Here is a 24,645-nt window from a genome sequence, read left to right as displayed (position 1 = left end):
TGCCTGATTTAACAGTAACAATCCAGTACTAATTAGCTATGGGTCAATTATACCACACAGGTATCCGTATGACAACGATTTAGTGAAAGCGCTTTACCGATTGCTGGATTACACTATTTTTCAGGAATTCGACTCTGTGAGACTTGTTCCGTTTGTTGCGATAACCTCTTTGTACCATTCAAATGATTTTTTCTTATAACGCTCAAGACTTCCTGTTCCATCATTATTGCGGTCTACGTAAATAAATCCGTAACGTTTTTTCATCTCCGCCGTCGATGCACTAACAAGATCAATGCAGCCCCAGGCTGTAAAACCCATCACTTCAACACCATCTTCGATAGCTTTCCCTATCTCAACCAAATGATCATTCAGATATTGTATCCGGTAATCATCGATGACGGTTTTATTCCCATTCTCGTCTGTAACGAGCTCATCCAATGCACCCAGACCATTTTCAACGATAAAGAGTGGTTTTTGATAACGATCATAGTACTTGTTAAGCGTCACACGAAGTCCTTGAGGATCGATCTGCCAGCCCCATTCGCTTGCTTTAAGATAAGGATTTTCTACACCGGCAAATAAGTTTCCTTTTCCTTTGCTGCCTTTGTTTGGATCTGCCGTCTCACAAATACTTACATAGTAACTAAACGAGATAAAGTCTACTGTATGCTTCAATATTTCAGCATCGCCATCTGCAAAGTGAATGTTGATATTGTTCGCTTTGAAGTAGCGATCCATATATTTCGGATAGTATCCGCGGGCATGAATATCAGCGAACAAATCATTGCGCTGTTCAGCATGCATCGCTTTTACTATATCGTCGGGATTTGGTGTGAGCGGGTACGTTGGCATACTAAGCACCATACAGCCAATTTTCGCTTCTGGCATAATTTCGTGGCCAAGCTTCACAGCAAGTGCACTTGCAACCAATTCATGGTGAATGGCTTGGTAAAGATCCTGCTTTGAAAGCTCATTTTTTGGCGTAAAGATCCCACCGCTCATAAAAGGCTCTTCTAAAATAGAGTTAATCTCGTTAAACGTAAGCCAGTACTTTACTTTCCCTTTATAACGATTGAACAATGTTCTCACATACTGTTCGTAGAAACCGATCATTTTACGATTCACCCAGCCGTTATAGGTCTTGGACAAATGCAGTGGAGTCTCATAATGAGAGATGGTTACCAGTGGTTCTATCCCGTACTTATGGCATTCATCAAAAAGATCATCATAGAACTGTAAACCCTTTTCGTTCGGTTCCAGTTCATCCCCCTTAGGGAAAATGCGAGACCAAGCGATGGACGTACGGAATACTTTAAAGCCCATTTCAGCAAACAGCTTAACGTCTTCCTTGTAACGATTGTAAAAATCAATCCCTACGAGCTTCAGGTTATCTGGTGTAGGCCCGTCCGTTCTAGGACTTGTAATCCCATGTGGCAAAACATCTTGTACGGATAGTCCCTTCCCATCCGCATTGTATGCACCTTCAAGCTGGTTGGCAGCTACAGCGCCACCCCATAAGAAATCCTGTGGAAATGGTTTATTCATTGTTGTTCATCCTCTCACGATGTAGTTATCATTTGCGTTTCACGGACTTACAATACTTCTCCATTAGAAGCAATGACCTGCTTGAACCATTCGAAGGAATCCTTTTTGGAGCGAGCCAGGGTTCCGTTCCCTTCATCGTCCAGATCCACATATATGAAGCCGTAGCGTTTTGACATTTCTGATGTAGACATACTGACAAGATCGATTGGACCCCAACTGGTGAATCCGATCAAATCCACACCATCTTTAATCGCTTCCTTCATCTGTTCGATATGTTTACTCAAATAGTCAATCCGGTAGGAGTCATGGATAGATCCATCTTCTTCCACCTTATCGTATGCGCCCAGACCATTTTCAACGATGAATAGCGGTTTATTGTAACGATCCCAGAAGTTGTTCAACGTTACACGCAGACCGATCGGGTCAATCTCCCAGCCCCAGTCAGATGCCTCAAGATAAGGATTTTTAACCCCTCCAGTAAGGTTTCCTGCTGTTGTCTCCAGATCTGCGGAAGCTGACTTGGTTACGGTCATGTAATAGCTGAAAGAAATAAAATCAACCGTGTTATTCAGCAAAATCTCATCATCGCCTACTTCTTTTTGCAGAACGATGTTGTTCTCTTCAAAGTAACGAGCCATGTAATTTGGATATTCACCACGCGCATGTATATCCGTAAAGTACAGGTTAATCTGATTCTCGAATTGCGCCAAGCGAACATCCTCTGGATTGCAGCTGTTAGGATACGTTTCCATACGAGCCAGCATACAACCCACCTGGGAGCCTGGGATAATCTCATGGGCAAGTTTTGTCACAATCGCACTGGCCACAAATTGATGATGCAGCGCCTGATATACCGTTTGAAGTTTGTTCTCTACCTTATCGATCAGAATACCGCCACCGGTGTATGGGCTAAACAGCATGACATTAATTTCGTTAAACGTCAGCCAGTACTTAACTTTATCTTTATAACGATTGAACACCGTTTCCGCATACTTCACATAATGCCCAATCACTTCGCGGCTTGCCCAACCATTATATTTTTGAGTAAGAGCAAGTGGCGTTTCATAGTGTGACAGCGTCACTAACGGCTCAATTCCGTATTTACGAAGCTCATCGAATACTTCATCGTAGAATTTCAAACCTTCTTCATTCGGTGTCTCATCATAGCCATTCGGGAAGATACGAGCCCAGTGGATGGACATCCGGAATACTTTGAAGCCCATTTCTGCAAACAGCGCGATATCTTCTTTAAAACGATGGTAGAAGTCAACGCCGAATCGCTTAGGAAAGAGCTTTTCAATTGCCCCAGACAAAATCTCTTCAATGCGCTCTGAGGTGATCTCCATCGCATGTCCACCTTTACGAAGCTCCTTTGGCACATGAGCAATCATGTCTGCTGTTGAAAGGCCTTTACCACCAAGATTGTATCCTCCCTCAAGCTGATTTGCAGCTGTCGCTCCTCCCCATAAGAAGTTTTCGGGGAAACCTTTTTTTGCTGTTGTCATATATTTCCTTCCTCTCTTTCATAAATTGAGAATGATATAGTTGTTGAATATAGGTCAGATAACAAAAAAAACCTAAACTCAAGGTAAAGCAAACTCCACAGGAGTCTGTCATTTTACCATCAGTTTAGGTTTTGCCTGTTTACACAGTAACAATCCAATAAACGAATGTCCATTGATATGTGGTTGTCAGTAACGAGAGCATAACATAGAGCAAAAATAAAATCAACTTCCTCTCCTTGAGACATTCCACGGAATAAACACTTTTATCATTAGCGATGTTCTGGCGTAAGTACCCTGGCATAACTTCATTTATTTTTCAAAAGATCATGGTAGCTTGCATCCAAATGAACATGTCACATCTAATGACCCGCAATACCTTAAGTTAAGCCAAAAAACATCTGAAAGCATAAAAATTTGGAAGGAGCGACTATCCGAGGAAGAGTTCGACGAGTTGGAAGCGTTATTAGACTTATATGCTCAGACTCATGGCATGGAGTTAACAACTATTTTCAAGTATGGATTTCGCTTAGGTGCTGGCGTCATGATCGAGGTCTTAACCGGGGAAGAGGAACTTGCCAGTAAGTTGAGTACTTTCATGACAACCCCCCGTAATTAACCGAGTAATTCCTGTGTGTTTATACTAAGGGACTCTATTATCTATAGCTCGTCAAACACTAACACTCTTGTCTCACAACAATTCTAAACATATGAAAATACTTGAATAATTATCTAGGAAGGGGGAATTGTAACAGAAAATATATGGACGGAGGAATTTAAAAATGTATGATTACCAAAAGGCTTTTATTGGGGTTTATGAATACTTTGAGAAAAACAAGTCATCAGATTTTTTAGTTGCAATTCCCATAATTGAAGACTCTTTGGAGGGTATTAAAACAAGAGTTTTAAAAATCAAAACTGATGGTGCTGAAATAATTTCCCACGAAGGTTTAAATACCGACCTCTCGTCACCGCAACTAGCATTTCGAAATGTAATAGATATTTTCAGCCAAAAAAATTTACAAGGATATGGAGCTATTCCAATTTTCGGCCTCGATCCTTCCATGTATAATAAATACATCCAATTTAAATGTACGGTTCAAATGCTTAAAGTTGGAGATTTAGTTGGGAATTTAAATAGTCCCGACATCGAAAATCCCCTAGTATGGTATAAAGCTATAGATACATACGCACGTGAAAAAGGATTTAGCGGTGGAATTCCTGTGCTAATTAATGAAGGAGATATAACTATTTATTTATTTTCTCCAGATCAAGCAGAACCGGATATTTTTAACAATTATGAAATCAATCATTATACGAACATAAGCTATAAGGTATCAATTGATCAACAGAAACTATTAATGCAGGCTCATGAACTTATATTATCAAAAAGTAGTTCCTGTAATTCACACCCAGAAATACTTTTAGCAGTTAAAGGAGTATATGGTCAAACTCAATTCACTTATCATGATATAAATGATAAGTGTCCATGTGGGACAGAAAATGTTTTAGGCTGTGCTAGATTAGGAGGGCATGATATCTGGATAAATTTTCAGGATCACGATACCATTGAAATGTTAGCAGAGACTGTTATTCATGAACAAATGCACATCTATGGCTATGATCATCCTGACCAGCCTGAAAATGAAGATCTCAGCGATCCCTTTTATTCAAGTATTCCAGCTTTAGCTGAAATTTGTATTAGGGGAACAAGCGGTTTGGGCACTTATATTCGTTAATTAGTTCTAATTTAATTAAATGAAAAAATATCCGATTACAGGACCAATAAAAATAGCCAAATATATAAGTGTAATCCATGGCTGATAATGAATATAGAATTCTTTGAAAGAAAGACTCCAAGGGTGTTTAATGATCACCCAGCCCAAAACATCAAATATAATGCAAATTCCGGCCCATATTGCCCCCGTAATAAGAGCTTCTTCAAGGTTGGGTACAGATAATCCCCGCATATATAGCCAACCAAATATAGAAAACAGAATGACATTATAAAGAGGATGCCAAGGCTTTGTTTTTTCATATCCCTCCCCCATACCTTTTTCGTCCATTGGACTCATTTTTAACACATAAATATTAAATACGGTATGTAAAACTCCAATAATAGTCACTATAAAATAGCAAATCCAAAGCCATAACATCGACATTGCAAAATCCTGCATAACTACCTCCTTTTATTCAATGAGACATCTTCTAAACTACTCATCACAGTTTGCACCACCCGCATCGCCCTCATCTACCCTGGTAACCCTTATAAATATGCTCTTGCATTGGATCTGATGAATTCAAATCTTTGTACACACCATACTTGTACTCCTAAGCTTTAAACAAAAAAAGCACTCTCCCGAGTGCTCCCCTACAGCCATTATTTTCCCGGCACATACCTTTTCAATGAACCACAGATTTCATCACATGCTTAATTCGATTCATTAATTAAATTATCCTTTTCTAACTTACGTGCAGAGAAAAGGCGCATTCACTTGAATGCGCCTTTCACTGTTACTATTGATGCCGAGGACGGGGGTCGAACCCGTACGGTACTCACGTACCGCAGGATTTTAAGTCCTGTGCGTCTGCCTGTTCCGCCACCCCGGCATATTATGTGTTGAAGCTTCATACGTTGTTTACGTATAACGCGACAAGAAATATAATATCATGAATATCGACAACGCGCAATCCTTTTTCGAAAAATAATTTATCACATTAAAAATAACCCGTTTCAGCGTATGCCGACACGGGTTATATGCATGTCGATTATCTGCGTTCGTCACTTCTGCTTCTCATTCCGACAAGACCCAAGAGTCCAAACAATCCGAGCCAGCCCCAGTTAGAACCTCTGCTCGTTGTCGCAGTATTCGTAGTTGTACTGGTTGCCCGATATCTGCCGTCCGTTGTAGTGTTGGATAGTGGAGATACGGTATTTCTGTTGTAGTTATCCCGAGTATAGTTTCCTTGGTTGTTCCCTTGATTGTAGTTATTGGTGTTGTAGGTGTTAGGCCTGTAATTATCCCCCGTGCGAATCTTATCTTTCATAATGCTCTCATTTTTATTCATCGTTCCCGTTGTGCCGTTCATTAGATTGCCTTCCGTATTCATCATCCGAGTGTTATTCACGGTACCATCCATGCCAGTATTCGCGTTTGGAATACCACCCAAAGCTGCTGACCCAGTTGGACTAGATGCGTAACTAGCTCCCATTACACTCATTGATAGTACAGTGCAGCATGCAAGGCTTGTTATCAGCTTGTTCACAGCGTTATGCCTCCCTTTATAGTTAGTTATCACTGATAATTTCCCCTTGGATGGCACTGTCTATACATAATTCCCTTACTCTTTTACTACATTTACAGTCTTGCTCGCAGCATCATACGTAACCTTTGCTCCAAGCGCCTCAGCCAGAATCCGCACGGGTACATATGTTATGCCGGTATCAAGCACGCCCTCAGTAAGTTTACTGCCGTTTAAGGTTATCGTTACTTTAACGTCTTTATTCACCTGGTCATCCTCCCCGTTAATCTTTTTTAAAGCTTCATTGACCTGATCCGTCGTAGGGCGCTTGCCTGCCCGAAGTTGTTTTGTGGTTAAGCCAAAGGCCATCTGCAGATGGGAATAATCTTTAAAGGAAGTCCAGTCCCCTCCCCATTCTAATCCGAGCCGCTTTGCCACCTGAGCAACCTCTTGCCAGTCCGCTGTCTTATCCTTATCACCATCACGATTCATATCCCAGGAAAGACTATTTCCGTCCGGCAGCAAAAGCGCAAAGTCAAACGCTAGCCCATAATTATGATAGCTGGTCCCCCCTTTGGCGTTGGTAACTATAGGTCCTGGCTTACTTCTCCCCTGCGCATACAAGGCATTTTGTTCAGTAATCGACCGCAACCCCTGGGTAATAACGATGGGCACTCCTCTGGCATAGCTTTGCTGAATCAAAGCATTCGCCCCTGCGGTCAAGACAGGATGAAGCCCGACAAGACGCGCCGCCGATTTACTCCTCACTTGATCCAAAGTCAGCATAGAATCACCCCTTGGTATAATCAATGATCTCGTGTCCCCATTTGCTTGTACTAATACCCCCGCCTGCATCTGCACATAAAAAAAGACCCCGGAACCCCTCCGAGATCTGACCTGAAAGTCCCCTTCACAGTTTCCCCACCTTGGATCATTTCCACAAAAAAAGGACAAAATATTAACGAAAGGTGGAGATCATATGGACATTCATAGCGATAGCTATAAAGTTGCAGCACTGAGCGAGCAGGATGAAGCACTCGAAATTATTCGGAATGCCGAAGCTACTATTGCACATCTGACTGGCAACCCAACCGTGACCCTAATTGCTTATGAAAAAAGTGAAGGCAGCGCTTCTCAGCACTAGACGATGTAAACCTCAACAATGTCATCCACATTGATCCACTTCCATTCCTCCGCCCACTGCAGCTTAAACTCACGCGAGTGGGTGTGAATGGAAGTCACAAAACCCCTTAATGTCGTATTCTCAAAGGGATCAAACAGCACAACAGTCACGCGCACATGACTCCGTAACGACAAGGCTAATGTACATTCGATCTCTTCCAGCTTCTGATCATCCAAAATGGGCTTGATGCGCCGCAGCGTCTCCCGTTCATCCCTAATAATTCTTATCTTGTGCTCCGGCAGCATCATGCGACTGCTTTCCCACAGTCCGTTTTTCTCCAGCTTTTTGCCCATGGTAACCCCTCCCTAATTTCTATACTATTCCTCTATATACGAACGCATGTTTGTATTATATCCACACCTTCGCTGATTAATCAATAATCAGGAAGAAGATACCATTTTTCAACACTCCTCTTTATCCCAAAAGTTGTATAATAATGTATATCTGATCGAGAGGAGCTTTCCACTTGAAAAAGTGTTTATCCCCCCTTGTATATCAAAGCAGTACACTCTCAGACCTTACAAAAGGTATCGTAGCCGGCTTATTTATAGGATTGGCAGTATTACCTCTGCTTAGGTTAAAAATCGCAGCAAAAAGACGCTGACAGTTGAACTGTGCAGCGCCTAAATTCCGATCTATTCTTGAACGTTCCCTGTCTCAGCGATGGTCTGACCATCAGCATCTATGAGTCCAGTAGCTTCCCTTGCCTCATTGAGCTTGGAAATGCCGTACAGCATCGCTAGGTCAGCGTTCTGATTCAATTCCTCGAACTGCTCAGCAGTAACATCTGCGGAATCAGCACCTTGAGAGGCTTGTTCTTTTAAAGAATAAGCACTTTGAAAAGCGATTTTAGACTCATCAAGCAGCTTACGAATGTCTTCGGGCAAGCTAGATGAAATCTTCACCTTCTCAGCCTGATCGGATAGGTCTGTTGAAGTCTTCTGGAATTCGTTAATCGTCTTCTCCAGCTGCCTGTCCGAAAGATCTCCTGCTGAATAAGCAGCGATGGCTTCGTTGAACTCCGCTAAAGATGATTTTCCTAATTCCTCAAGTTTGGACATTTCATTGTAGAAGTTCTGCACGATCTCCTGCACTTCTTCTTCTGAGGCAGGTGCTGATGAAGTTGAATTATTATTGCTGCAGGCGCTAAGGATGACAGTCAACATTAGCGTTCCTATTAGTAACACTTTTTTCATTATTTATCCCTCCACTTAACAGAATAATGTCGGTTTGTGTAAAGCGCAAATGAAATTTATGTAAAATGACTATTATGTTATAATTATTTCAATTGTAATCGGGAAAGGAGAGTATTTATGCCTTATTGCACAGCCTGCGGATCAGAATATAAGCAGGGCGCTAAATTTTGTGGAGAATGTGGATCTAGCATTGACGGCGCCGCTCCAGTAACCACCCATCGTTCATCAGCAAATCATAAAACTACTCAGGAAGTCGTACTCTGGAAAGGCAAACCTGCTAGCATCTCGGACCGTCTCAAAGGAATCATACGCCTCAACACGACTACATACACCATTACAAGCCAGCGCATTATGGTAAAGACCGGACTTATCGGTAAAAATGTTGAAGAAATCGAATTACTTCGTGTACGCGATTTATCCGTAGAACAATCTATCATGGACCGGATGCTCGGCATTGGTTCATTAACTGTATTCTCTGATGACGCCTCAGCGCCTCAGCTTCTTTTTCGAAAAATCCATGATGCCCCAACAGTCAAAGATGTTCTGCGCAAAGCCGTGCGTGACGAGAAGATAGCCAATAATATTAGCTACCGTGAACAAATCTAAGACGATTTCCACATTTAAAAAAGCCCCAAAATCCGGGGCTTTTTTGCTTGCGCTTCGACGCTCGATACAGATATTCTTACGGAAGATTGAACGCCCCTGCTGGAATAACTCCCTTTGGCTGGCTTGGACTTTCCCACTGCAAAACAATCCGCGCATCGCCGTTATTCTCATAATACTCCACCTTAATTTCTTGCAGCTTGCCGGCAATCAGATTCACGTTTCCCTTTCGCTCCTGTCCGCTCTGATTCACCCAACTGTCAATGATCAGCGCCCCATCAATCCACACTCGCACCCCGTCGTCAGAGGAGGAATAGATGATATAGGTCTCACTATAAGCTGCAGTCAGCTTGCCACTCCACCGTACAGAGAAAGCATCGGCGCGGATGGCTGGATCGGGTGAGCCCTGTTTCCACGAAAATTGGATATTAGCATCGGTTCGCGTCAGTGCAGGTGCGCCGCTAAGAGTCATGTTATTGTAATATTGCCCCCATAGACCACTCTGCAGCACACTATCTCCTTTAGACACAGTCGCCGCCTCAGTAGCATACTCCTCCCGTGTGTATACAAAGCTGTCGTTCATAAAAGCTCTAATCACCGCATCGGTGTTCTTCTCATAAAGAAGCTTGCCCCAAGTCATTTGATAAGACCATTTGGGCTGTGATTTCAGTAACGCTGGGGACGGAAGCTCTCCATTTTCTCCAATGGCAATTAGCTTTCCTCGGCCTAGATCCCATAGACTATCATAGTGACTTCCCTTGAAATCTCCGTCATAGATGTCTAGCGCCAGCACATCTACTTTGTCACCGCTCGGGTAGTAGTCCGCGGGGTCATCACACCACTGATTTTTGGCATTCGGACTCCATACCCACAATAAATTATGCAGCTTATGATAGCTGGTAAAGCGCTCAAACATAAGGTTCCACAGTCCCAAGTAGTTGCTCTTCTTCCCCCACCAGAACCATCCACCATTCATTTCATGATACGGCCGCCAGAGCACAGGAACGCCTGCTTCATTAAGCTTTTTCAAAGATAGGGCTATCTTATCCAGATCAGCGATCAGTGCGTTATACTGGGTGGTACCCGGAGTTATATATTTGTCAAAATCAGCGTTGCTTATGCTCGTGGACACGTTAGCCCAAGCTGGCGCTGTCCCTGGCAAATGAGCGTGATAACTAAGCGTTACGATCCCACCGGCTTTATACCAGCGAATAGCACTGCTAACGACCCAATCCCGCTGATTGTCTATTAGAGCCGCCGACTGATTATTGATTGCTCCCAGCTCATAGCCGTGAAGGGCAGCGTATTGCCCGCTTGTATTTCTCAGCTTCCCATTGAACTCATCCGCGCTCTCCAAATAATCATGTTGTCCGCTAATCATCCCTTTTCCTTGTAGAAAATAAAGGGTATTCAACAATTTCTGAGCAGAGGACGCCAGATCCGGATCTGTTGGAGCCATTTGCAATTTACGGAACGCTATTTGCCACTGAACATCGCTTACAAACCTCGATGCCGAATCAATCATATTTCGAAGGTTGCGCTGTTCCATCCTCTCACATCCTTTTAACCTTTTTAAGTTATAGTATGGAGATGCTTGGGACAGGAACTCAGCGAACGGACAAGAATTTGTAAATTAATTTAGGATTGTATAAGGAACCTCTGAACACGCTCACGACTCAGCAAAAAAAGGAGCCTAGCGGCTCCTGACTATATCGCCAAATTATCTCGTATATCTCAGCGGTAGTAATTCAGTAATTTCATATTTAGCTAACCGGCCATCCTCGGATACAATAACCTTGCAGTCCTTCCCGTAATCAGCAATTAACTCACGGCACATCCCGCAGGGTGAGACTACTTTAATCTCTCTTTCCTCGCTGTCCGGATCAGAATGCCTTACCGCAACAATCGACTCAAATTCCTTGTAGCCTTCAGATATCGCTTTTCCAATAACCATCGCTTCTGCACAGACTGTAATTCGTCCCATACTAGCTTCGACATGTACCGCTGTAAAAATCTCCCCAGTCTTAGTACGGAGCGCCGCCCCTACATGGTGTCTTTCCCATTCATAACGTTTAGTAATAATATCTTCAGCAGAGGCTATAAGCGTCTGATCCTCAATGGTAATCAAATACTCCATATCTAATTCCGTCCTCCTCTTATTTTTCCTAAGTATATTAAATCGCACTGCATTCTGATATAAGATATACTATTTTAAGTTCCAAAAAGGAGGAGCAGATTTGAAAATACAGAAACTTATCACCAGTCTCATCATTGTTGTGTTACTTGCTTTAGGCGGTTACTGGTTTGAACAGAACGGAGACCCGGCAGCCCCCTCGTCTACATCCGATTCAGAAGTTGTTCAGTTGATCTTCCCATCGGATCGTTATCCTGAGACGGCCAAGCATATTCAGGACGCGATTGCCAAAGGGGAATCCGCTACGTGCACCATTAACCGTGAGCAGGCTGAAGAGAACCGCAAAGAATCCTTAAAAGGGATCCCCACCAAAAAAGGGTACGACCGCGATGAATGGCCAATGGCCATGTGTGATGAAGGCGGCGAAGGGGCCGACATTGAATACATAACGCCAAAAGATAACCGCGGCGCAGGAAGCTGGGTTGGCAATCAGCTAGAAGATTATGCGGATGGAACCCGCGTAGAATTTATGTTCAAATAATACCTGGCTGATAAACAAAACGATTCAAAAAAAGCCCCATCCGGCGTGTGCCGGATGGGGCTACATTGTGCATCAGCTAGCTTAGAATAAGCAAGCTTTAGTGATGATAACCAGCAAGATGAAGAGTACCAGAATAGCTCCTGTTGAAGTAAAAGGACTACACACCGGACCTACATTTACTGGGCTTACTACAGGACCTACGTTACAACCACAATGTTCCATTCCCATAATTAATTCCTCCTAATGATTAATGACTACAGCACAAGATATGTAAAAAGGAGATAAGCTGTTTGGGCGAATTGGCAAACAAATGCTATTCACCTAATGAATTAGGTAGGCACAGTCGATAAACAGGATATACACGAAGGAGGTGCAATATGGATATAGCCGCATTATCAATGGCAATGAGTCAAGCATCCCTGGCTCAAAATGTGGGGATACAGGTCATGAGTATTGCCAAAAATCAGGCTGAAACCCAGAGTCAAATAATGGTGGAAATGCTGGGCAAAAGCGTTGCTCCCAATTTAGGAAAAACACTTGATATTAGTGTATAATTGCTTTATGCTAAGGACACAAGAACACTCGTTCTCATGTGTCCTTATATCTTTTTTTTGCTTTACATAGCCCTTCGGGCTTTTCTTTTGTCTTATTATACGAACATACGATCCTATAATTGATTTTGAATGAGGTGAATGATGTGAATAACATGAAATCCTATTATCAAATGACTGCGCTGGAGAAGTGGACGGAAGATTTATACAAGCGTCTGAACCTTAAGCAGCCTTCACAAATTTCGATTGCTTATATTGCAGAACGACTTAATATTTGGGTTCATTATTTGGATGTAAGAAGCAAGAGCATCGAAGCATCAGCGGGGATGTACAGCATGTTTATCGATAACCGTCTTCCAGCCAGTCTTCAGCGGCTTGAGTTTCTCCATGAGCTTTGTCACCTGCTCCGCCATGGTACTAATCAGATATTGATGCCAGAGCATTTTACGCGGGCACAGGAGGATGAATCCGAGCGTTTTATTCTTTATGCAGCTATGCCTTACTCCATGATCTCCCGCATGGCATTGCCCGAACAACGGGAAGAAGCCATCACTTATCTTGCAGCAGAATTTCAAGTTCCTAGCGAGCTGGCTTTACAGCGGATTGATCAAATCCAAAGACGTGTTTTTCAGGGGCAATTATTGGCCGTAATGGGAAGAAACGAAGAGCGCTTAACACATATTCAATAATAACTGCGGAGATAATAAGCTTAGTCGCAATGAAGGACCATTAATAATTATGGTGGAATTTCTCGTAAGGGGGAACGATATGGAAGCCATTAAAGTAATTGAATTATTGATGACTCATCCAGATTATAATGTAGATGCAGTACACCCCGAAATTCCGGATTTTGTTGGGATTGAGTCGATTGAAGTGGATCATGAAACGGGGACCTTCTCCATTTTATTGCAAGAACCCAAAGACTAAAGAAGATGATTTGTGCAAATTCATAATAAAAAGGCAGCAAGTACAGGTATAATATACCCAGACAAATCTTCGCCTATGTTGGGTTTAACTATCGGTAGGAAATTTGCTGCCTTATTTGTAATAATAAACTCTATTATGCGGATACAAACTGAATCACACCAATAAGAGTAAGAATAAGGAATACACCTACAACCCCCCAAATAATAAACCATAAGATTCTCTGACCCGGTAGCTTCGGACTAGATTGATTCCCTAGTACCTTAATTCGCTGCTCCAACTCCTGTATTTTCTCTTCATGTTGAGTCATATACTTCCCTCCCAATTTGTATATTACAAGATACAATATGAATGACATCCCAGTCTCAGTATATTATCTTATAATATATACATTTTATCTAAATGGAGGGAATTAATGAAGAAAAGAACAAAAATAATTCTTGTTACTCTCATTATTATATATGGAGTTGCTTCCTTAGCTCTTCACTCCTTCCGAAATCACATGAACAATGAGGTCATTCAGTATCTGATAAATACGAGAGATTATAGAAATGAAGATTTTTATAAAGTATACACCCAGATTAGTAAGGCTCCCGTAGTAAGTACAACGGTGATTTTTGCAGATGAACCCTATGCTAGATACTTTTATCGAAAAGAAAAGGATCGGATTTATCAATATAGCATGGCCCCTGTTAAAGGCACTGATCCTAACTATACATATAAACATATTGAGGAGAGTCTGCCTTAAGAGGGGGAACTTCTACTATAAAGACGCGATTGTCTCAGCAGTCATGATTATGGCTGTTGGAGCAATCGCGTTTTTTTAGATTCTAAAGATTGAAACAGTAAAAATATCATTTGAGTTAGATACTATTTGCGCGTACTTAGTAGCTATCGGACACAGCTGACCTTATACGCGGCATAATCCCCTTTTTTGCGTGCTATCGGACCTCATAGCCGCTATTAACATTAAAAACACCAAATATATGCCATTTGAGATGGAATAGGTGCACTGGGGTCCGAAACCCTGCTCCAAAAGCAATAAATTTGCAAATAACGTCATCTGAGTCCGAAAGGATCTGAAGATAATTAATGAATAGGCGGTTTTATCCTAAAAACGCAAACAAATTTCCTCAGGAACAAAATGTGACCAAATACCGTCCTAAATGGTGTTATAGGTAAAGGGGGCATAGAATCATGCAACGATCCATGACCCGGCCGGGAAATCATGTGATAAAGAGTTACGAAATCTACGCAGATATGCTGTTCCGGATTGCCTTGGTCCATTTAGGCAGCCGCCAAGATGCCGAAGAAGCCACTCAGGATACCTTCATCAAGCTGATAGAAAAAGCGCCAAAGTTCAAAGACGCTGAACATCAGAAAGCGTGGCTGATCCGGGTAATCACCAATCACTGTAAAACACTACTGGGTAGAGGCTGGCGCAAGCGCGAGGTTAAGCTGGAAAGTGCTGAGCCGATTGCGGTAGACAGCCCGGAAGATTTGGCTCTACTACAGCTAGTTATGGCGATGCCCATGAAGTATAAAACCGTAATCCATCTTTATTATTACGAGGACTATCCCATCCAGGAAATCAGCAAGATTCTGCAGATTAGTCAGTCTGCCGTGAAGATGAGACTTCAACGGGGACGGCAACTGTTAAAACTGGAGCTGGAAGGAGTGGAATCACATTGAAGGAAGATCAGTTTCGAACATTATACAAGAAAGCGGTGGATTCTATGAAACCGGATGAAGATATGAAAAAAGAATTGATCAACAAACTGGAACAACGGCAAGAGCGGAAGCGTCCGCGTAAATCAGTTTATATCGCGGCAAGTATCGTGATCGCTGCCGGAATTGGCTTGGCTGCGCCTAATATATTGCAGCAGTTAAACAGCGGCCAGAGTACCCAAGGACAGATTACCCAGGTAACTCCGAGCCCAAGCGAACCTGGCAACGCTGGCACAAATGCGTCCGGAAGCATTGTCATTCCTAAGCTGGAACTACCGGATATGAAGTCTGGCGTTATGGCAGATATGATCGCCTTGGTCGTGTATAAAGACAATATTTATACACAGTCTGCGACTCGCATCGATGCTGCTGACGCTGCCGCCCTACGCGGTGACAAGCTAGGTCGGACTACAGGTGGTATCGATGAATGGAGCGGTAAAGACAAGTATACCGAATTAGCCTCCAACATCGGCGAGACGGATATCTATTCCGTGAAGGGATATGATGCCAGCTTCCTGATTATGTCCTATTCGGAAATTAACGGCGAGGTATTCGCCGAACTGTATGAACACACGAACGGCATCACCATAAATAGCGGTGCCGATCTGTTTGGCAAGCTAAATCTTGAAGGCCGAATTACTTCAGCTCAGTGGGAAAGCTTCGACAGCTGGAACAACGGACTGCAGCAGTCCACACCGCTTGCTGACGGCGAGTCGCTAAGCGGTTTCCTTACGGCACTCCAAGCAGCCAAACCGCTGGCTGCAGAGCCTCTTATCGAGCAAGGCATCTACGACAGCGAAGACCGCAAGATCCTCTATCTCCAGTTGGAAGACAACGCTCGGGTAGAGCTGACCCTGTTCGGTCAAGGGCTTGTACGCTACGGCCAAGCGCCGGTATTCTTCGAGGTCGAATCTGTGTCATTCCAGAAGCTATGGGACAGTATGAAGCTATAAGAATGCAGCTTGGGAACTAGCTTACTTCTTCTGGAGGAGCTACTAGATGAAGGAAGCCTTCCTACCTCCTCTCCAGCTAGGGAAGTGAGCCGTGATGCTCCGGCCAACGAGCAAACAAGGCAGGTAGCCTCAACCATAGCCAATATAAAAAGCACTCTCGCATAATAGAGAGTGCTTTTTATGATCTATCTTTATCGTGGACCTCTGTCAAGAAAGTAGACATTTACGCAGTTCTTTTCCCAGTAATTTGTTTAGCAAAGCGGGGGAGAAAGATACCTCAGTGCCTTTCTTTATCGAAGCTGAAAAATCGAATTTTATTTATTATCAAAATAACTGTTTTTTAATTTTTCACTTAAATTTAATGATGAGGATCGATCCACAGAAGGAATACTTATAATTAAGTCTTCTGTATATCCATGTCCTGTTAGTTTGGAATACAAAGGACTGTCTGTAATAATTAATGTTATTTCATCGAATTTATTATTTGAATAAGACATTCCAAAAAATTGAAGTGAACTGTCAGGAGAATCACATAAGAATCCCGAAGAGGGGCCTATTCGACAGTTATTGTAATCCACACTATTTATAGATACATTACCTCTAAACTCTTTGGCCTTTCTATCAAAGTCTCCCTTTAGTTTTACGTTAATACTGGTTGAGTACTCGGGAGTATTCTCTTGATATGCAGCACCGCTATATCTAATATCTATTTTGTAAGATAAAGGTGGTAATAAAAAGAATAACACTACAATAATTACCGACAAAGAAAAAATAATAAATACAACTTTTTTTATAGTGTCGCTCTCCCTTCAAAAATAAACATGTGAGAGTAGTAAAAGCATCTCACATGTTTATTTTATAGGATTTATTCCTTGGAATAATATGATTTTATTACTTAGTATTGGTATCAATGCAAAAATCGGAGCTGAACGTCTTGGATATACCAGCGTCCAGATCTATCTTGATGTTATTCACATCTGCTCACCGATATGCAACGAGATGCGGCAGACTTGATTGATTCGAAGATGCAAATGACCCAAATATCTATGACCGAACAAACGCCGTGACCAGAATGTGACCATTTGCTCTTTCCCCGAATTCCTAAGGTGACCTCATCCAGCTTTTTATAGACTCTTAGACAGCAAAAAACCCTTACAAAGTAAGGGTTTGCTCTAAGTGGGCCCTGAGGGACTCGAACCCCCGACCAATCGGTTATGAGCCGACCGCTCTAACCAACTGAGCTAAGGGCCCGGATCTAAAAATATCCGAATGTACAATTGCTGTTGTAAATAAATTGGTTGCGGGGGCAGGATTTGAACCTGCGGCCTTCGGGTTATGAGCCCGACGAGCTACCGGGCTGCTCCACCCCGCGTCAGAAAAAATATTCAAACAGCGACAATAAATAATATACATTACAAATTGGGTCTACGTCAAGGATGAATTTATAAAAGTTCTTAAGGCAGAAATCTAACCCCGTATCTTCCTTTGCGCGATCGATAAATTTCTACAAAACGCGGGTCATGATAGCCGTATATCCAGCCGTCTTGCTCCAATCTTTTTGCCAAACAACCTGCTTGAAATCTGGTTCTGAACAGTTTCGCGAAGTATATCCAATTCATGATGCCCTCTTCTCCTTTTCGCAAATTAATGATACACCGCTCTGAACTTATCATGCCCAAGTTCCACAAAATAAGCCACCGGAAAACCGGTGGCTAGGATCACATTCTAGAGTCAATCACCGATCGAGTCGAAATAGACTGTGGGATCTTTTTCAAGTGTATCCAGCATCGTGTTCCCTTGCTTCTCCCAAGCTTTGAGCGCATTCTCGACCGTTCTCTTGCCCTGATAGACATCAATGAACAGTTGCCGCCCAACATCGCTAATTCGGCTAATCCCAGGCTTCTGCATCTGTATACTGCTCAATAAAGGATCTGTTGCAGGTAAAGGCTTGAGCGTATAAAAAGCTTCCAAATTTACCGAAGGGGTCTGAGCAGTAATATAATCCTTGCGGGAAGTCAGCTCACTCCGGTTATGCGCTTTAATTTTGGCAACCTCATTACTGTTGACGAATTTAATCAAATCCCAAGCATCTTCCTTATTAGTAGCCGTAGAATTAATAGCCATCATATTACCAAGCCATGTTCCAACAGCGACATCAGGTTTCTCCTGAAAGGTGGGTACAGTAACCACGCCCCATTTGATGGGTTTGTAATTTTTGATCTTAGCAGCATTACGCTCTACTCCCGCCAGTTCATTGAGATAACCGTATTCCCCAACAACCATTGCCGCTTTTCCTGTGAGGAACAGATCACCTTGGATTGGGCTGTAGGCATTCCCTTCTGTTCCTGCAAAATCCAACCCATTTAACCCAGGCACAGTTTGTTTCTTAACCAATTGGCTGTAAGTGGTCCAAGCCTGAGTCCACGGTGTAGTATTTACAGTCATACTCTGACCCTTGTTATCGTACATCGTAAGCTCTAAAGGTGAGACATAGGTCTGCATATCCCAGAAAGGATCGCTTAAGTAACGGTTCATCGAGAAGCCGTATATCCGAGTTTCTTTATTTGTTGATTTCTTCGTCACCTTATCTGCCAACGCAAACAATTCATCCCAAGTCATCCCGTCCGTAGGGTAGCCCACACCAGCAGCATCAAAGATTCCCTTGTTATAAAAAAGCGCACTAGACGAGAAGGTCGGTGCCAACGCAAAAAGACTTCCTCTACCCAGCTCACGGACTCCATTCAGCACCGTAGGCGCCATATTGCTCAAATCATACTGATCACGCGCTATAAGCGGCTCCAGCGATTGGACAAGATTTTGATCCACCAGTCCCTTCACTAATGCGCTATCACCGACGATCACATCAACAGGCTTATCCCCGCCCATAATCGCTCGTACATTCTCCAAATTGTCAGAGCTTGCGTCTGAGGAGGTGTTATTGTACCGAAGTTCATTCGTATCTATAGCTGGAATAATCTCCAATTTGATTTCAGGATGCTGCAATTCATACATATCCGTAAACTGCTGACGAAATAACGAGTCGTCCTCCCCAGACCATAGACTCCCTATACGCAATACACGCTGCTCCACTGGAGCCTTAGAAGGCTCTGCCCAAACCGTATTCCACCCATCTGAGATTAGTGGTAGTATCAGCGCAGTGCATACCCCCAAGCTTAACCAGCGACGCCACAGCCGTTTACTGTTATTTATATGATTCATTATTGTATCCTCCCATAAAATACTTGATTCTTCTACATCTTTGGATAAATAATCCATGATCCTAGTAAAAGTATACAGCTTTAATCGGGAGGGGAAGTTACAGGTCGTTTAAAGATATACTACGATTTCTTCATATTATTCTCATGAAAATGTTACTAGGAGCTTTCAAAGCGTACGTTATCGAGTAGAAAAGCATAGAGCAACAGCCTACAGCGTAACAGAGCTGCGGCCTCGACTTCCCACTCGCCTGCTACCTTTCCTATGACAAACACAATCGTACCTTCTGCGATTGGATAGTTGCACTTTCTGCAACTATTATAGCTGAGTATGTTATGTTCCTCCTTTTAATTGCACTCTGTGCAGTTAAAAACCGTTACTAGGAGCTTTTAGCGGATACTAGGCTGATTATAATTGCACAAAGTACAACTAAAGTGCCATTTCCTCTAAGAAAAGTTAGTTTAAGTGTACGAAATACAACTATTCGTGTCTTGGATGACAGTTGAGTCTGTTGTGTCACTCTTTTAATCGCACTCTATCCAGAAAAAATAAAAGCCCCCCACTAAAAAGTGAGAGGCTCGCCTAAACTAGGCTCTTTATTTAAGATTAAACTCCAAACGATGACGGATCTTTTCTCCAAGACTTCAGTAATTCTACGTCTGTCGATTCAATTTTCCCTTGTGCAAGAGCCACATCAATTAATGTGCTGTAGTTGGACAAGCTTTGCAATGGCATTTCAGCTGCGGCAAAAGCATCCACTGCACGATCCAGCTCATAGCTGAAGATTGCCAGTACAGCCAGTACTTCTGCGCCAGCTTCTTGCACGGCCTGAGCGGCTTTGATGGAGCTTCCACCTGTGGAGATCAAATCTTCAATAACGACAACCTTTTGCCCCGGTTTAATCAGTCCTTCGATCTGATTCTGCTTGCCGTGGCCTTTAGCTTTATCACGGATATAAGCCATTGGCAGATTAAGCTTATCCGCTACCCAAGCCGCGTGAGGAATACCAGCGGTTGCTGTACCCGCGATCACTTCAGCGTCCGGATACTGGCTCTTAATTAGCTGAGCGAAGGCATCTGCAATATAGCTGCGAACTTCAGGATAAGCCATAGTCAGACGGTTGTCACAATAGATCGGCGATTTAATACCAGAGGTCCATGTAAAAGGCTCCTGTGGACGCAGTGCTACCGCTCCAATCTCCAAAAGATAACTTGCAACTTGTTCACTTCTATTTAATGAGCTCATGCTTGGATCATCTCCTCAATAATATTTAGTGCTGCCTGACGTGGATCTGGTGAAGCTGTAATCGGCCGTCCTACAACAAGATAGTGACTACCCTGACGAATAGCTTTTCCAGGTGTCATAACCCGGGACTGGTCGTCTAAGGAAGCACCTGCTGGCCGGATACCCGGTGTAACCGTGCAAAATGCTGGACCGCAAGCTTCTGCGATCGCTGAGGACTCTTGCGGCGAAGCCACTACACCATCTAGACCTGCACCGGCTGCCAGCTTGGCGTATTTTACAACAGTATCCGCTACGTCACCAGCGATCCCAATTTCGTTATTCATCACTTCTTGACTCGTACTCGTTAGCTGAGTAACTGCAATAATCAAAGGCATTTTAAGGGCAGCATTAGCACTAATTGCTGAAGCTGCTCCTTCGCGAGCTGCAGCCATCATCGCTGAGCCTCCTGCCGCATGTACGTTAAACATATCCGCGCCAAGATTAGTGAGACTTTGTGCGCCACCTTTTACTGTGTTAGGAATATCATGCATTTTTACATCTACGAACACAGAATAGCCACGAGATTTCAGCTCTTTAATGAATTCTGGTCCTGCTGTATAGAACAGTTGCATGCCCACCTTCATATAGCAAGGAATCCCTTCCAGCTTGTCGATTAAGGCTCTTGCCCCAGCAACATCAGGATAATCCAAGGCGATCATCAGTCGGTTCGCCATTTCTTTCCACTCTGCTTCTCCATACCCCATAACCATGCTCCTATCCAGTGCAGACTAAATCCACACCCTTTATTTATTAGACCCTAGGCATAGCGGAACGGTCTGCGTAAACGCAAACCGCCCTATGCATCTTTATGAGATTAGTTCAATTGTCCGACAAAAGCAGGCATAGACTGTGACGAGAAGTTAATCGTCTGCAGCATTCTGAGCAGAGCAGTCACCGTATCAAGTGAAGTCATACATACGACGCCATTCTCAACCGCTTCGCGGCGAATACGGAATCCGTCACGTTCTGGTGTTTTACCTTTAGTCAGTGTATTAAAGACGAAGTTAGCTTGCCCACCACGAATCAAGTCGAGAATGTTCGGCGCACCTTCATCCAGCTTGTTTACATTCATTACGTTGAGGCCTGCTTCTTCAAGCGCTTGTGCCGTGCCTCCAGTAGCAATGATTTTGTAACCCATGGAGTGGAAGCCCTTCATAAGTTCTACAGCTTCTGCTTTATCTTTATCTGCCACCGTAACGATGATAGCGCCTGTAGCTGGAATTTTCATTCCTGCTCCAATTAGACCTTTATACAAAGCTTTAGCGTACAATTTATCACGGCCCATAACTTCACCAGTGGATTTCATTTCAGGTCCAAGTGTTGGTTCTACTCTACGTAGTTTGGCAAATGAGAACACCGGCACTTTAACTGATACATAATCGCTTTCCGGCCACAGACCTTCTGTATAACCGTCATCCTTCAGCTTACTGCCGAGAATGATTTTGGTTGCCAGATGCGCCATTGGAATTCCTGTCACCTTGCTCAGGAAAGGAACCGTACGCGAGGAGCGTGGATTTACTTCGATTACGTACACTTCGTTCTGATAGATAACGAACTGGATGTTGACCAGTCCAATCGTCTTCAGTTCCTTAGCGATCTTGATAGTGATCTCAGCGATTTTTGCTTTCAGACCTTCATCCAGATATTGCGGAGGATATACAGCGATGGAGTCACCAGAGTGAACACCTGCGCGCTCGACATGTTCCATGATGCCCGGAATAACTACCGTCTCACCATCACAAATCGCGTCTACCTCAACCTCTTTACCCAGCATGTAACGGTCAATCAATACCGGATGCTCCGGATTCACTTTAACCGCTTCTACCATGTAGCTGAGCAGCTCAGTATCGTTGTATACAATTTCCATTGCACGTCCACCTAGTACGTATGATGGACGAACCAGCACCGGATATCCAAGAGATTGTGCAGTTTCTACTGCTTGATCCACATTGGTAACCGTCTTACCTTTTGGTTGAGCGATATCAAGGCGTGCTAGCAAAGCTTCGAATTTCTTGCGGTTCTCAGCTTCATCAATGCTGTCAAGGCTAGTTCCGAGAATCTTCACACCAGCAGCACTTAGTGGTGCCGCAAGGTTAATTGCTGTCTGACCTCCGAACTGAACGATAACCCCAATCGGATTCTCTTGCGCAATTACATTCATGACATCTTCGAAGAATAGGGGTTCAAAATACAACCGGTCCGAAGTATTGAAATCTGTGGATACTGTCTCAGGGTTATTGTTGATGATAACCGCTTCATATCCAGCCTTCTGAATAGCCCACACCGCATGCACAGTGGAGTAATCGAACTCAATCCCTTGACCGATCCGGATTGGACCAGAGCCCAGCACGATTACTTTCTGCTTATCGGATTGAATGACCTCATTCTCAGTCTCATAAGTTGAGTAGTAGTACGGTGTAGTAGCTTCGAACTCAGCCGCACAGGTATCTACCATTTTGAATACAGGCGTTAATCCTTGCTCCAAACGTAGTGCGCGCACATCAGCTTCTTTAGTATATTTGCCGTCAGCTTTACCTTCTGCACGAATTTCAGCAATTGCACGGTCTGTAAAGCCTTTGCGTTTTGCTTGATAAAGAGTTTCCGCAGACAAACTTTCTTCGCCGCGAATAACTTCTTCAAAGTTTATCAATCCTTCAATTTTGGAGAGGAACCACCAGTCTACATTCGTGATATCCTGGACCTCTTGCAAGCCGTAGCCACGGCGGAAAGCTTCAGCAATCAGGAACAGACGCTCATCGTCAGGTTTTGCGAGACGTTCACGTAGCACGCTCTCTTCCAGTGTCTCAGCACCTGGCAGACGGAAACGATGAACACCAATTTCCAAGGAACGAATCGCTTTATGAATCGACTCTTCAAAAGTACGGCCGATCGCCATTACTTCGCCTGTCGCTTTCATTTGCGTACCGAGCTTACGGTTCGCATGAATGAACTTATCGAACGGCCAGCGTGGAATTTTACTTACAATATAGTCAAGTGTAGGCTCGAAGCATGCATAAGTCTGTCCGGTAACCGGATTGATGATCTCATCAAGCGTATAACCCATCGCGATTTTGGCAGCCATTTTAGCAATTGGATATCCAGTTGCTTTGGAAGCCAAAGCCGAGGAACGGCTGACACGCGGGTTAACTTCGATTACATAATATTGATAACTTTGCGGATCAAGTGCGAACTGCACGTTACATCCACCCTCAATATTCAGAGCGCGAATGATTTTGAGTGAAGCAGTACGAAGCATTTGGTACTCACGATCTGACAACGTCTGGCTAGGTGCCACAACAATACTGTCACCTGTATGTACGCCTACAGGATCAAAGTTTTCCATGTTGCAGACAACGATACAGTTGTCATTGGCATCACGCATAACCTCGTATTCAACTTCCTTCATGCCGGCAATACTCTTCTCAACCAGACATTGTCCGATCGGGCTATAACGAATACCTGCTTTGACGGTTTCACGTAGTTCTTCTGCATTATCACAGATCCCGCCGCCAGTACCGCCAAGTGTATAGGCTGGGCGTACAATCAGTGGGAAACCAATTTCCTCAGCGAAATTCATCGCTTCATCTACAGTAGTGATAATGGTGCTATCCGGTACAGGTTGATCTAATTCACGCATTAGATCACGGAACAAATCGCGATCTTCCGCTTTCTCGATGGAATCAAGCTGTGTACCGAGAAGCTTAACATTCTCTTGCTCAAGTACGCCTGCACGAGCCAATTCTACAGCCATATTCAGGCCGGTCTGACCGCCCAGCGTTGGAAGCAATCCATCTGGACGCTCCTGGCGAATAATCGCAGTCACGAATTCAAGCGTAATAGGCTCGATGTACACTTTATCTGCAATATTTGTATCTGTCATAATTGTTGCTGGATTGCTGTTAATCAGTACGACTTCCACGCCTTCTTCTTTAAGGGCTTGGCAAGCCTGAGTTCCTGCGTAGTCAAACTCTGCTGCTTGACCGATGACGATCGGTCCGGAACCGATCACTAGTATTTTTTTAAGCTTATCGTTCTTTGGCAT

Annotated in this window: 28 protein-coding genes and 3 tRNA genes; 11 read left to right on the top strand and 20 right to left on the bottom strand. The window is 43.5% G+C overall.

Annotation, left to right across the window (positions count from 1 at the left end; all coding sequences use genetic code 11):
• Positions 1 to 120 precede the first annotated feature (120 nt).
• A complete protein-coding gene (locus NSS67_RS10655; protein WP_339319497.1) occupies positions 121 to 1,545 on the bottom strand; it encodes a glycoside hydrolase family 1 protein in 1,425 nt (474 codons plus the stop codon).
• 47 nt (positions 1,546 to 1,592) lie between these two features.
• Positions 1,593 to 3,050 carry a 6-phospho-beta-glucosidase gene (ascB, locus tag NSS67_RS10650; RefSeq protein WP_339319496.1) on the bottom strand — a complete coding sequence of 486 codons (1,458 nt, stop codon included), beginning with the start codon at positions 3,048 to 3,050 and terminating at the stop codon, positions 1,593 to 1,595.
• Between the two features lie 334 nt (positions 3,051 to 3,384).
• Here ascB and NSS67_RS10645 point away from each other — a divergent pair, with 334 nt between their 5' ends.
• Together NSS67_RS10645 and NSS67_RS10640 are read left to right on the top strand one after the other, a co-directional pair.
• Positions 3,385 to 3,666, top strand: a complete 282-nt coding sequence (locus tag NSS67_RS10645; protein WP_339319495.1) for a DUF6809 family protein — start codon at positions 3,385 to 3,387, stop codon at positions 3,664 to 3,666.
• Between the two features lie 163 nt (positions 3,667 to 3,829).
• Positions 3,830 to 4,786, top strand: a complete 957-nt coding sequence (locus NSS67_RS10640; RefSeq protein ID WP_339319494.1) for a hypothetical protein — start codon at positions 3,830 to 3,832, stop codon at positions 4,784 to 4,786.
• A 15-nt stretch (positions 4,787 to 4,801) separates the two neighbouring features.
• Here NSS67_RS10640 and NSS67_RS10635 read toward each other — a convergent pair whose 3' ends face one another.
• The 4 genes from NSS67_RS10635 to NSS67_RS10620 form a co-directional block, all read right to left on the bottom strand.
• Positions 4,802 to 5,224: a hypothetical protein gene (locus NSS67_RS10635; protein WP_339319493.1), complete on the bottom strand. Its 423-nt coding sequence runs from the start codon at positions 5,222 to 5,224 to the stop codon at positions 4,802 to 4,804.
• A gap of 347 nt (positions 5,225 to 5,571) precedes the next feature.
• A tRNA-Leu gene (locus NSS67_RS10630) sits at positions 5,572 to 5,657 on the bottom strand.
• Positions 5,658 to 5,816: 159 nt separating this feature from the next.
• Positions 5,817 to 6,314: a hypothetical protein gene (locus NSS67_RS10625; RefSeq protein ID WP_339319492.1), complete on the bottom strand. Its 498-nt coding sequence runs from the start codon at positions 6,312 to 6,314 to the stop codon at positions 5,817 to 5,819.
• A 75-nt stretch (positions 6,315 to 6,389) separates the two neighbouring features.
• Positions 6,390 to 7,076: a M15 family metallopeptidase gene (locus tag NSS67_RS10620; protein ID WP_339319491.1), complete on the bottom strand. Its 687-nt coding sequence runs from the start codon at positions 7,074 to 7,076 to the stop codon at positions 6,390 to 6,392.
• Positions 7,077 to 7,269: 193 nt separating this feature from the next.
• Between NSS67_RS10620 and NSS67_RS10615 the strand changes: the two genes are divergently transcribed.
• Positions 7,270 to 7,434, top strand: coding sequence for a hypothetical protein (locus NSS67_RS10615; RefSeq protein ID WP_339319490.1), 165 nt, complete (start codon positions 7,270 to 7,272; stop codon positions 7,432 to 7,434).
• Here NSS67_RS10615 and NSS67_RS10610 read toward each other — a convergent pair.
• Positions 7,431 to 7,766: a YolD-like family protein gene (locus NSS67_RS10610; RefSeq protein ID WP_339319489.1), complete on the bottom strand. Its 336-nt coding sequence runs from the start codon at positions 7,764 to 7,766 to the stop codon at positions 7,431 to 7,433. The genes NSS67_RS10615 and NSS67_RS10610 overlap by 4 nt on opposite strands.
• 342 nt (positions 7,767 to 8,108) lie before the next feature.
• Positions 8,109 to 8,669: a hypothetical protein gene (locus tag NSS67_RS10605; protein ID WP_339319488.1), complete on the bottom strand. Its 561-nt coding sequence runs from the start codon at positions 8,667 to 8,669 to the stop codon at positions 8,109 to 8,111.
• Between the two features lie 117 nt (positions 8,670 to 8,786).
• Between NSS67_RS10605 and NSS67_RS10600 the strand changes: the two genes are divergently transcribed.
• Positions 8,787 to 9,275 carry a PH domain-containing protein gene (locus NSS67_RS10600; protein ID WP_339319487.1) on the top strand — a complete coding sequence of 163 codons (489 nt, stop codon included), beginning with the start codon at positions 8,787 to 8,789 and terminating at the stop codon, positions 9,273 to 9,275.
• Positions 9,276 to 9,351: 76 nt separating this feature from the next.
• Here the strand turns inward: NSS67_RS10600 and NSS67_RS10595 are convergent, their stop codons facing one another.
• Positions 9,352 to 10,821, bottom strand: coding sequence for a glycosyl hydrolase (locus NSS67_RS10595; RefSeq protein WP_339319486.1), 1,470 nt, complete (start codon positions 10,819 to 10,821; stop codon positions 9,352 to 9,354).
• Positions 10,822 to 10,992: 171 nt separating this feature from the next.
• The gene (locus tag NSS67_RS10590; RefSeq protein ID WP_339319485.1) at positions 10,993 to 11,409 is read right to left on the bottom strand and encodes a cytidine deaminase; all 417 of its coding nucleotides are present in this window, start codon (positions 11,407 to 11,409) and stop codon (positions 10,993 to 10,995) included.
• Between the two features lie 106 nt (positions 11,410 to 11,515).
• Between NSS67_RS10590 and NSS67_RS10585 the strand changes: the two genes are divergently transcribed.
• Positions 11,516 to 11,947 carry a NucA/NucB deoxyribonuclease domain-containing protein gene (locus tag NSS67_RS10585; RefSeq protein ID WP_339320568.1) on the top strand — a complete coding sequence of 144 codons (432 nt, stop codon included), beginning with the start codon at positions 11,516 to 11,518 and terminating at the stop codon, positions 11,945 to 11,947.
• Positions 11,948 to 12,028: 81 nt separating this feature from the next.
• On the opposite strand, the gene NSS67_RS10580 is transcribed toward NSS67_RS10585, so the two are convergent.
• On the bottom strand, positions 12,029 to 12,175 hold the full coding sequence (locus NSS67_RS10580; protein ID WP_156113170.1) for a hypothetical protein: 147 nt from the start codon (positions 12,173 to 12,175) through the stop codon (positions 12,029 to 12,031).
• A gap of 149 nt (positions 12,176 to 12,324) precedes the next feature.
• Here NSS67_RS10580 and NSS67_RS10575 point away from each other — a divergent pair, with 149 nt between their 5' ends.
• From NSS67_RS10575 to NSS67_RS10565, 3 genes are all read left to right on the top strand, one after another.
• A complete protein-coding gene (locus NSS67_RS10575) occupies positions 12,325 to 12,501 on the top strand; it encodes a YjfB family protein (protein ID WP_339319484.1) in 177 nt (58 codons plus the stop codon).
• A gap of 152 nt (positions 12,502 to 12,653) precedes the next feature.
• Positions 12,654 to 13,187, top strand: coding sequence for an ImmA/IrrE family metallo-endopeptidase (locus tag NSS67_RS10570; protein WP_339320567.1), 534 nt, complete (start codon positions 12,654 to 12,656; stop codon positions 13,185 to 13,187).
• Between the two features lie 79 nt (positions 13,188 to 13,266).
• Positions 13,267 to 13,425: a hypothetical protein gene (locus tag NSS67_RS10565; protein WP_339319483.1), complete on the top strand. Its 159-nt coding sequence runs from the start codon at positions 13,267 to 13,269 to the stop codon at positions 13,423 to 13,425.
• Between the two features lie 133 nt (positions 13,426 to 13,558).
• Here the strand turns inward: NSS67_RS10565 and NSS67_RS10560 are convergent, their stop codons facing one another.
• The gene (locus NSS67_RS10560) at positions 13,559 to 13,732 is read right to left on the bottom strand and encodes a hypothetical protein (protein ID WP_339319482.1); all 174 of its coding nucleotides are present in this window, start codon (positions 13,730 to 13,732) and stop codon (positions 13,559 to 13,561) included.
• A gap of 105 nt (positions 13,733 to 13,837) precedes the next feature.
• On the opposite strand from NSS67_RS10560, the gene NSS67_RS10555 reads away from it, so the two are divergent.
• The 3 genes from NSS67_RS10555 to NSS67_RS10545 all read left to right on the top strand — a co-directional run bounded on the left by NSS67_RS10555 (position 13,838) and on the right by NSS67_RS10545 (position 16,103).
• Positions 13,838 to 14,170: a DUF3139 domain-containing protein gene (locus NSS67_RS10555; RefSeq protein WP_339319481.1), complete on the top strand. Its 333-nt coding sequence runs from the start codon at positions 13,838 to 13,840 to the stop codon at positions 14,168 to 14,170.
• Between the two features lie 449 nt (positions 14,171 to 14,619).
• Positions 14,620 to 15,114 (top strand): sigma-70 family RNA polymerase sigma factor, encoded by a 495-nt coding sequence (locus NSS67_RS10550; RefSeq protein WP_339319480.1) that lies wholly within the window; start codon positions 14,620 to 14,622, stop codon positions 15,112 to 15,114.
• The gene (locus NSS67_RS10545; protein WP_339319479.1) at positions 15,111 to 16,103 is read left to right on the top strand and encodes a hypothetical protein; all 993 of its coding nucleotides are present in this window, start codon (positions 15,111 to 15,113) and stop codon (positions 16,101 to 16,103) included. The genes NSS67_RS10550 and NSS67_RS10545 overlap by 4 nt, the downstream gene beginning before the upstream one ends.
• A 314-nt stretch (positions 16,104 to 16,417) precedes the next feature.
• Here NSS67_RS10545 and NSS67_RS10540 read toward each other — a convergent pair whose 3' ends face one another.
• The 8 genes from NSS67_RS10540 to carB all read right to left on the bottom strand — a co-directional run bounded on the left by NSS67_RS10540 (position 16,418) and on the right by carB (position 24,645).
• Positions 16,418 to 16,867, bottom strand: coding sequence for a hypothetical protein (locus NSS67_RS10540; RefSeq protein WP_339319478.1), 450 nt, complete (start codon positions 16,865 to 16,867; stop codon positions 16,418 to 16,420).
• A 413-nt stretch (positions 16,868 to 17,280) separates the two neighbouring features.
• Positions 17,281 to 17,354: transfer RNA gene (locus NSS67_RS10535), tRNA-Ile, on the bottom strand.
• 44 nt (positions 17,355 to 17,398) lie between these two features.
• Positions 17,399 to 17,475, bottom strand: a tRNA-Met gene (locus NSS67_RS10530).
• Between the two features lie 82 nt (positions 17,476 to 17,557).
• A complete protein-coding gene (locus NSS67_RS10525; RefSeq protein WP_019909365.1) occupies positions 17,558 to 17,722 on the bottom strand; it encodes a hypothetical protein in 165 nt (54 codons plus the stop codon).
• 112 nt (positions 17,723 to 17,834) lie between these two features.
• Positions 17,835 to 19,322 (bottom strand): extracellular solute-binding protein, encoded by a 1,488-nt coding sequence (locus NSS67_RS10520; protein WP_339319477.1) that lies wholly within the window; start codon positions 19,320 to 19,322, stop codon positions 17,835 to 17,837.
• Between the two features lie 603 nt (positions 19,323 to 19,925).
• The gene (gene pyrE / locus NSS67_RS10515; protein ID WP_339319476.1) at positions 19,926 to 20,564 is read right to left on the bottom strand and encodes an orotate phosphoribosyltransferase; all 639 of its coding nucleotides are present in this window, start codon (positions 20,562 to 20,564) and stop codon (positions 19,926 to 19,928) included.
• The gene (gene pyrF, locus NSS67_RS10510) at positions 20,561 to 21,307 is read right to left on the bottom strand and encodes an orotidine-5'-phosphate decarboxylase (protein WP_339319475.1); all 747 of its coding nucleotides are present in this window, start codon (positions 21,305 to 21,307) and stop codon (positions 20,561 to 20,563) included. Before pyrF ends, pyrE begins: the two co-directional genes overlap by 4 nt.
• Before the next feature lie 110 nt (positions 21,308 to 21,417).
• Entirely contained in the window at positions 21,418 to 24,645 is a 3,228-nt protein-coding gene (gene carB, locus NSS67_RS10505) for a carbamoyl-phosphate synthase large subunit (protein WP_339319474.1), read from the bottom strand.

It is taken from the genome of Paenibacillus sp. FSL R10-2734, assembly GCF_037963865.1.
Classification (GTDB): Bacteria; Bacillota; Bacilli; order Paenibacillales; family Paenibacillaceae; genus Paenibacillus_AQ.
Note: the sequence above shows the minus strand (reverse complement) of the source record. Positions and strands in the feature narration are given on the sequence as shown.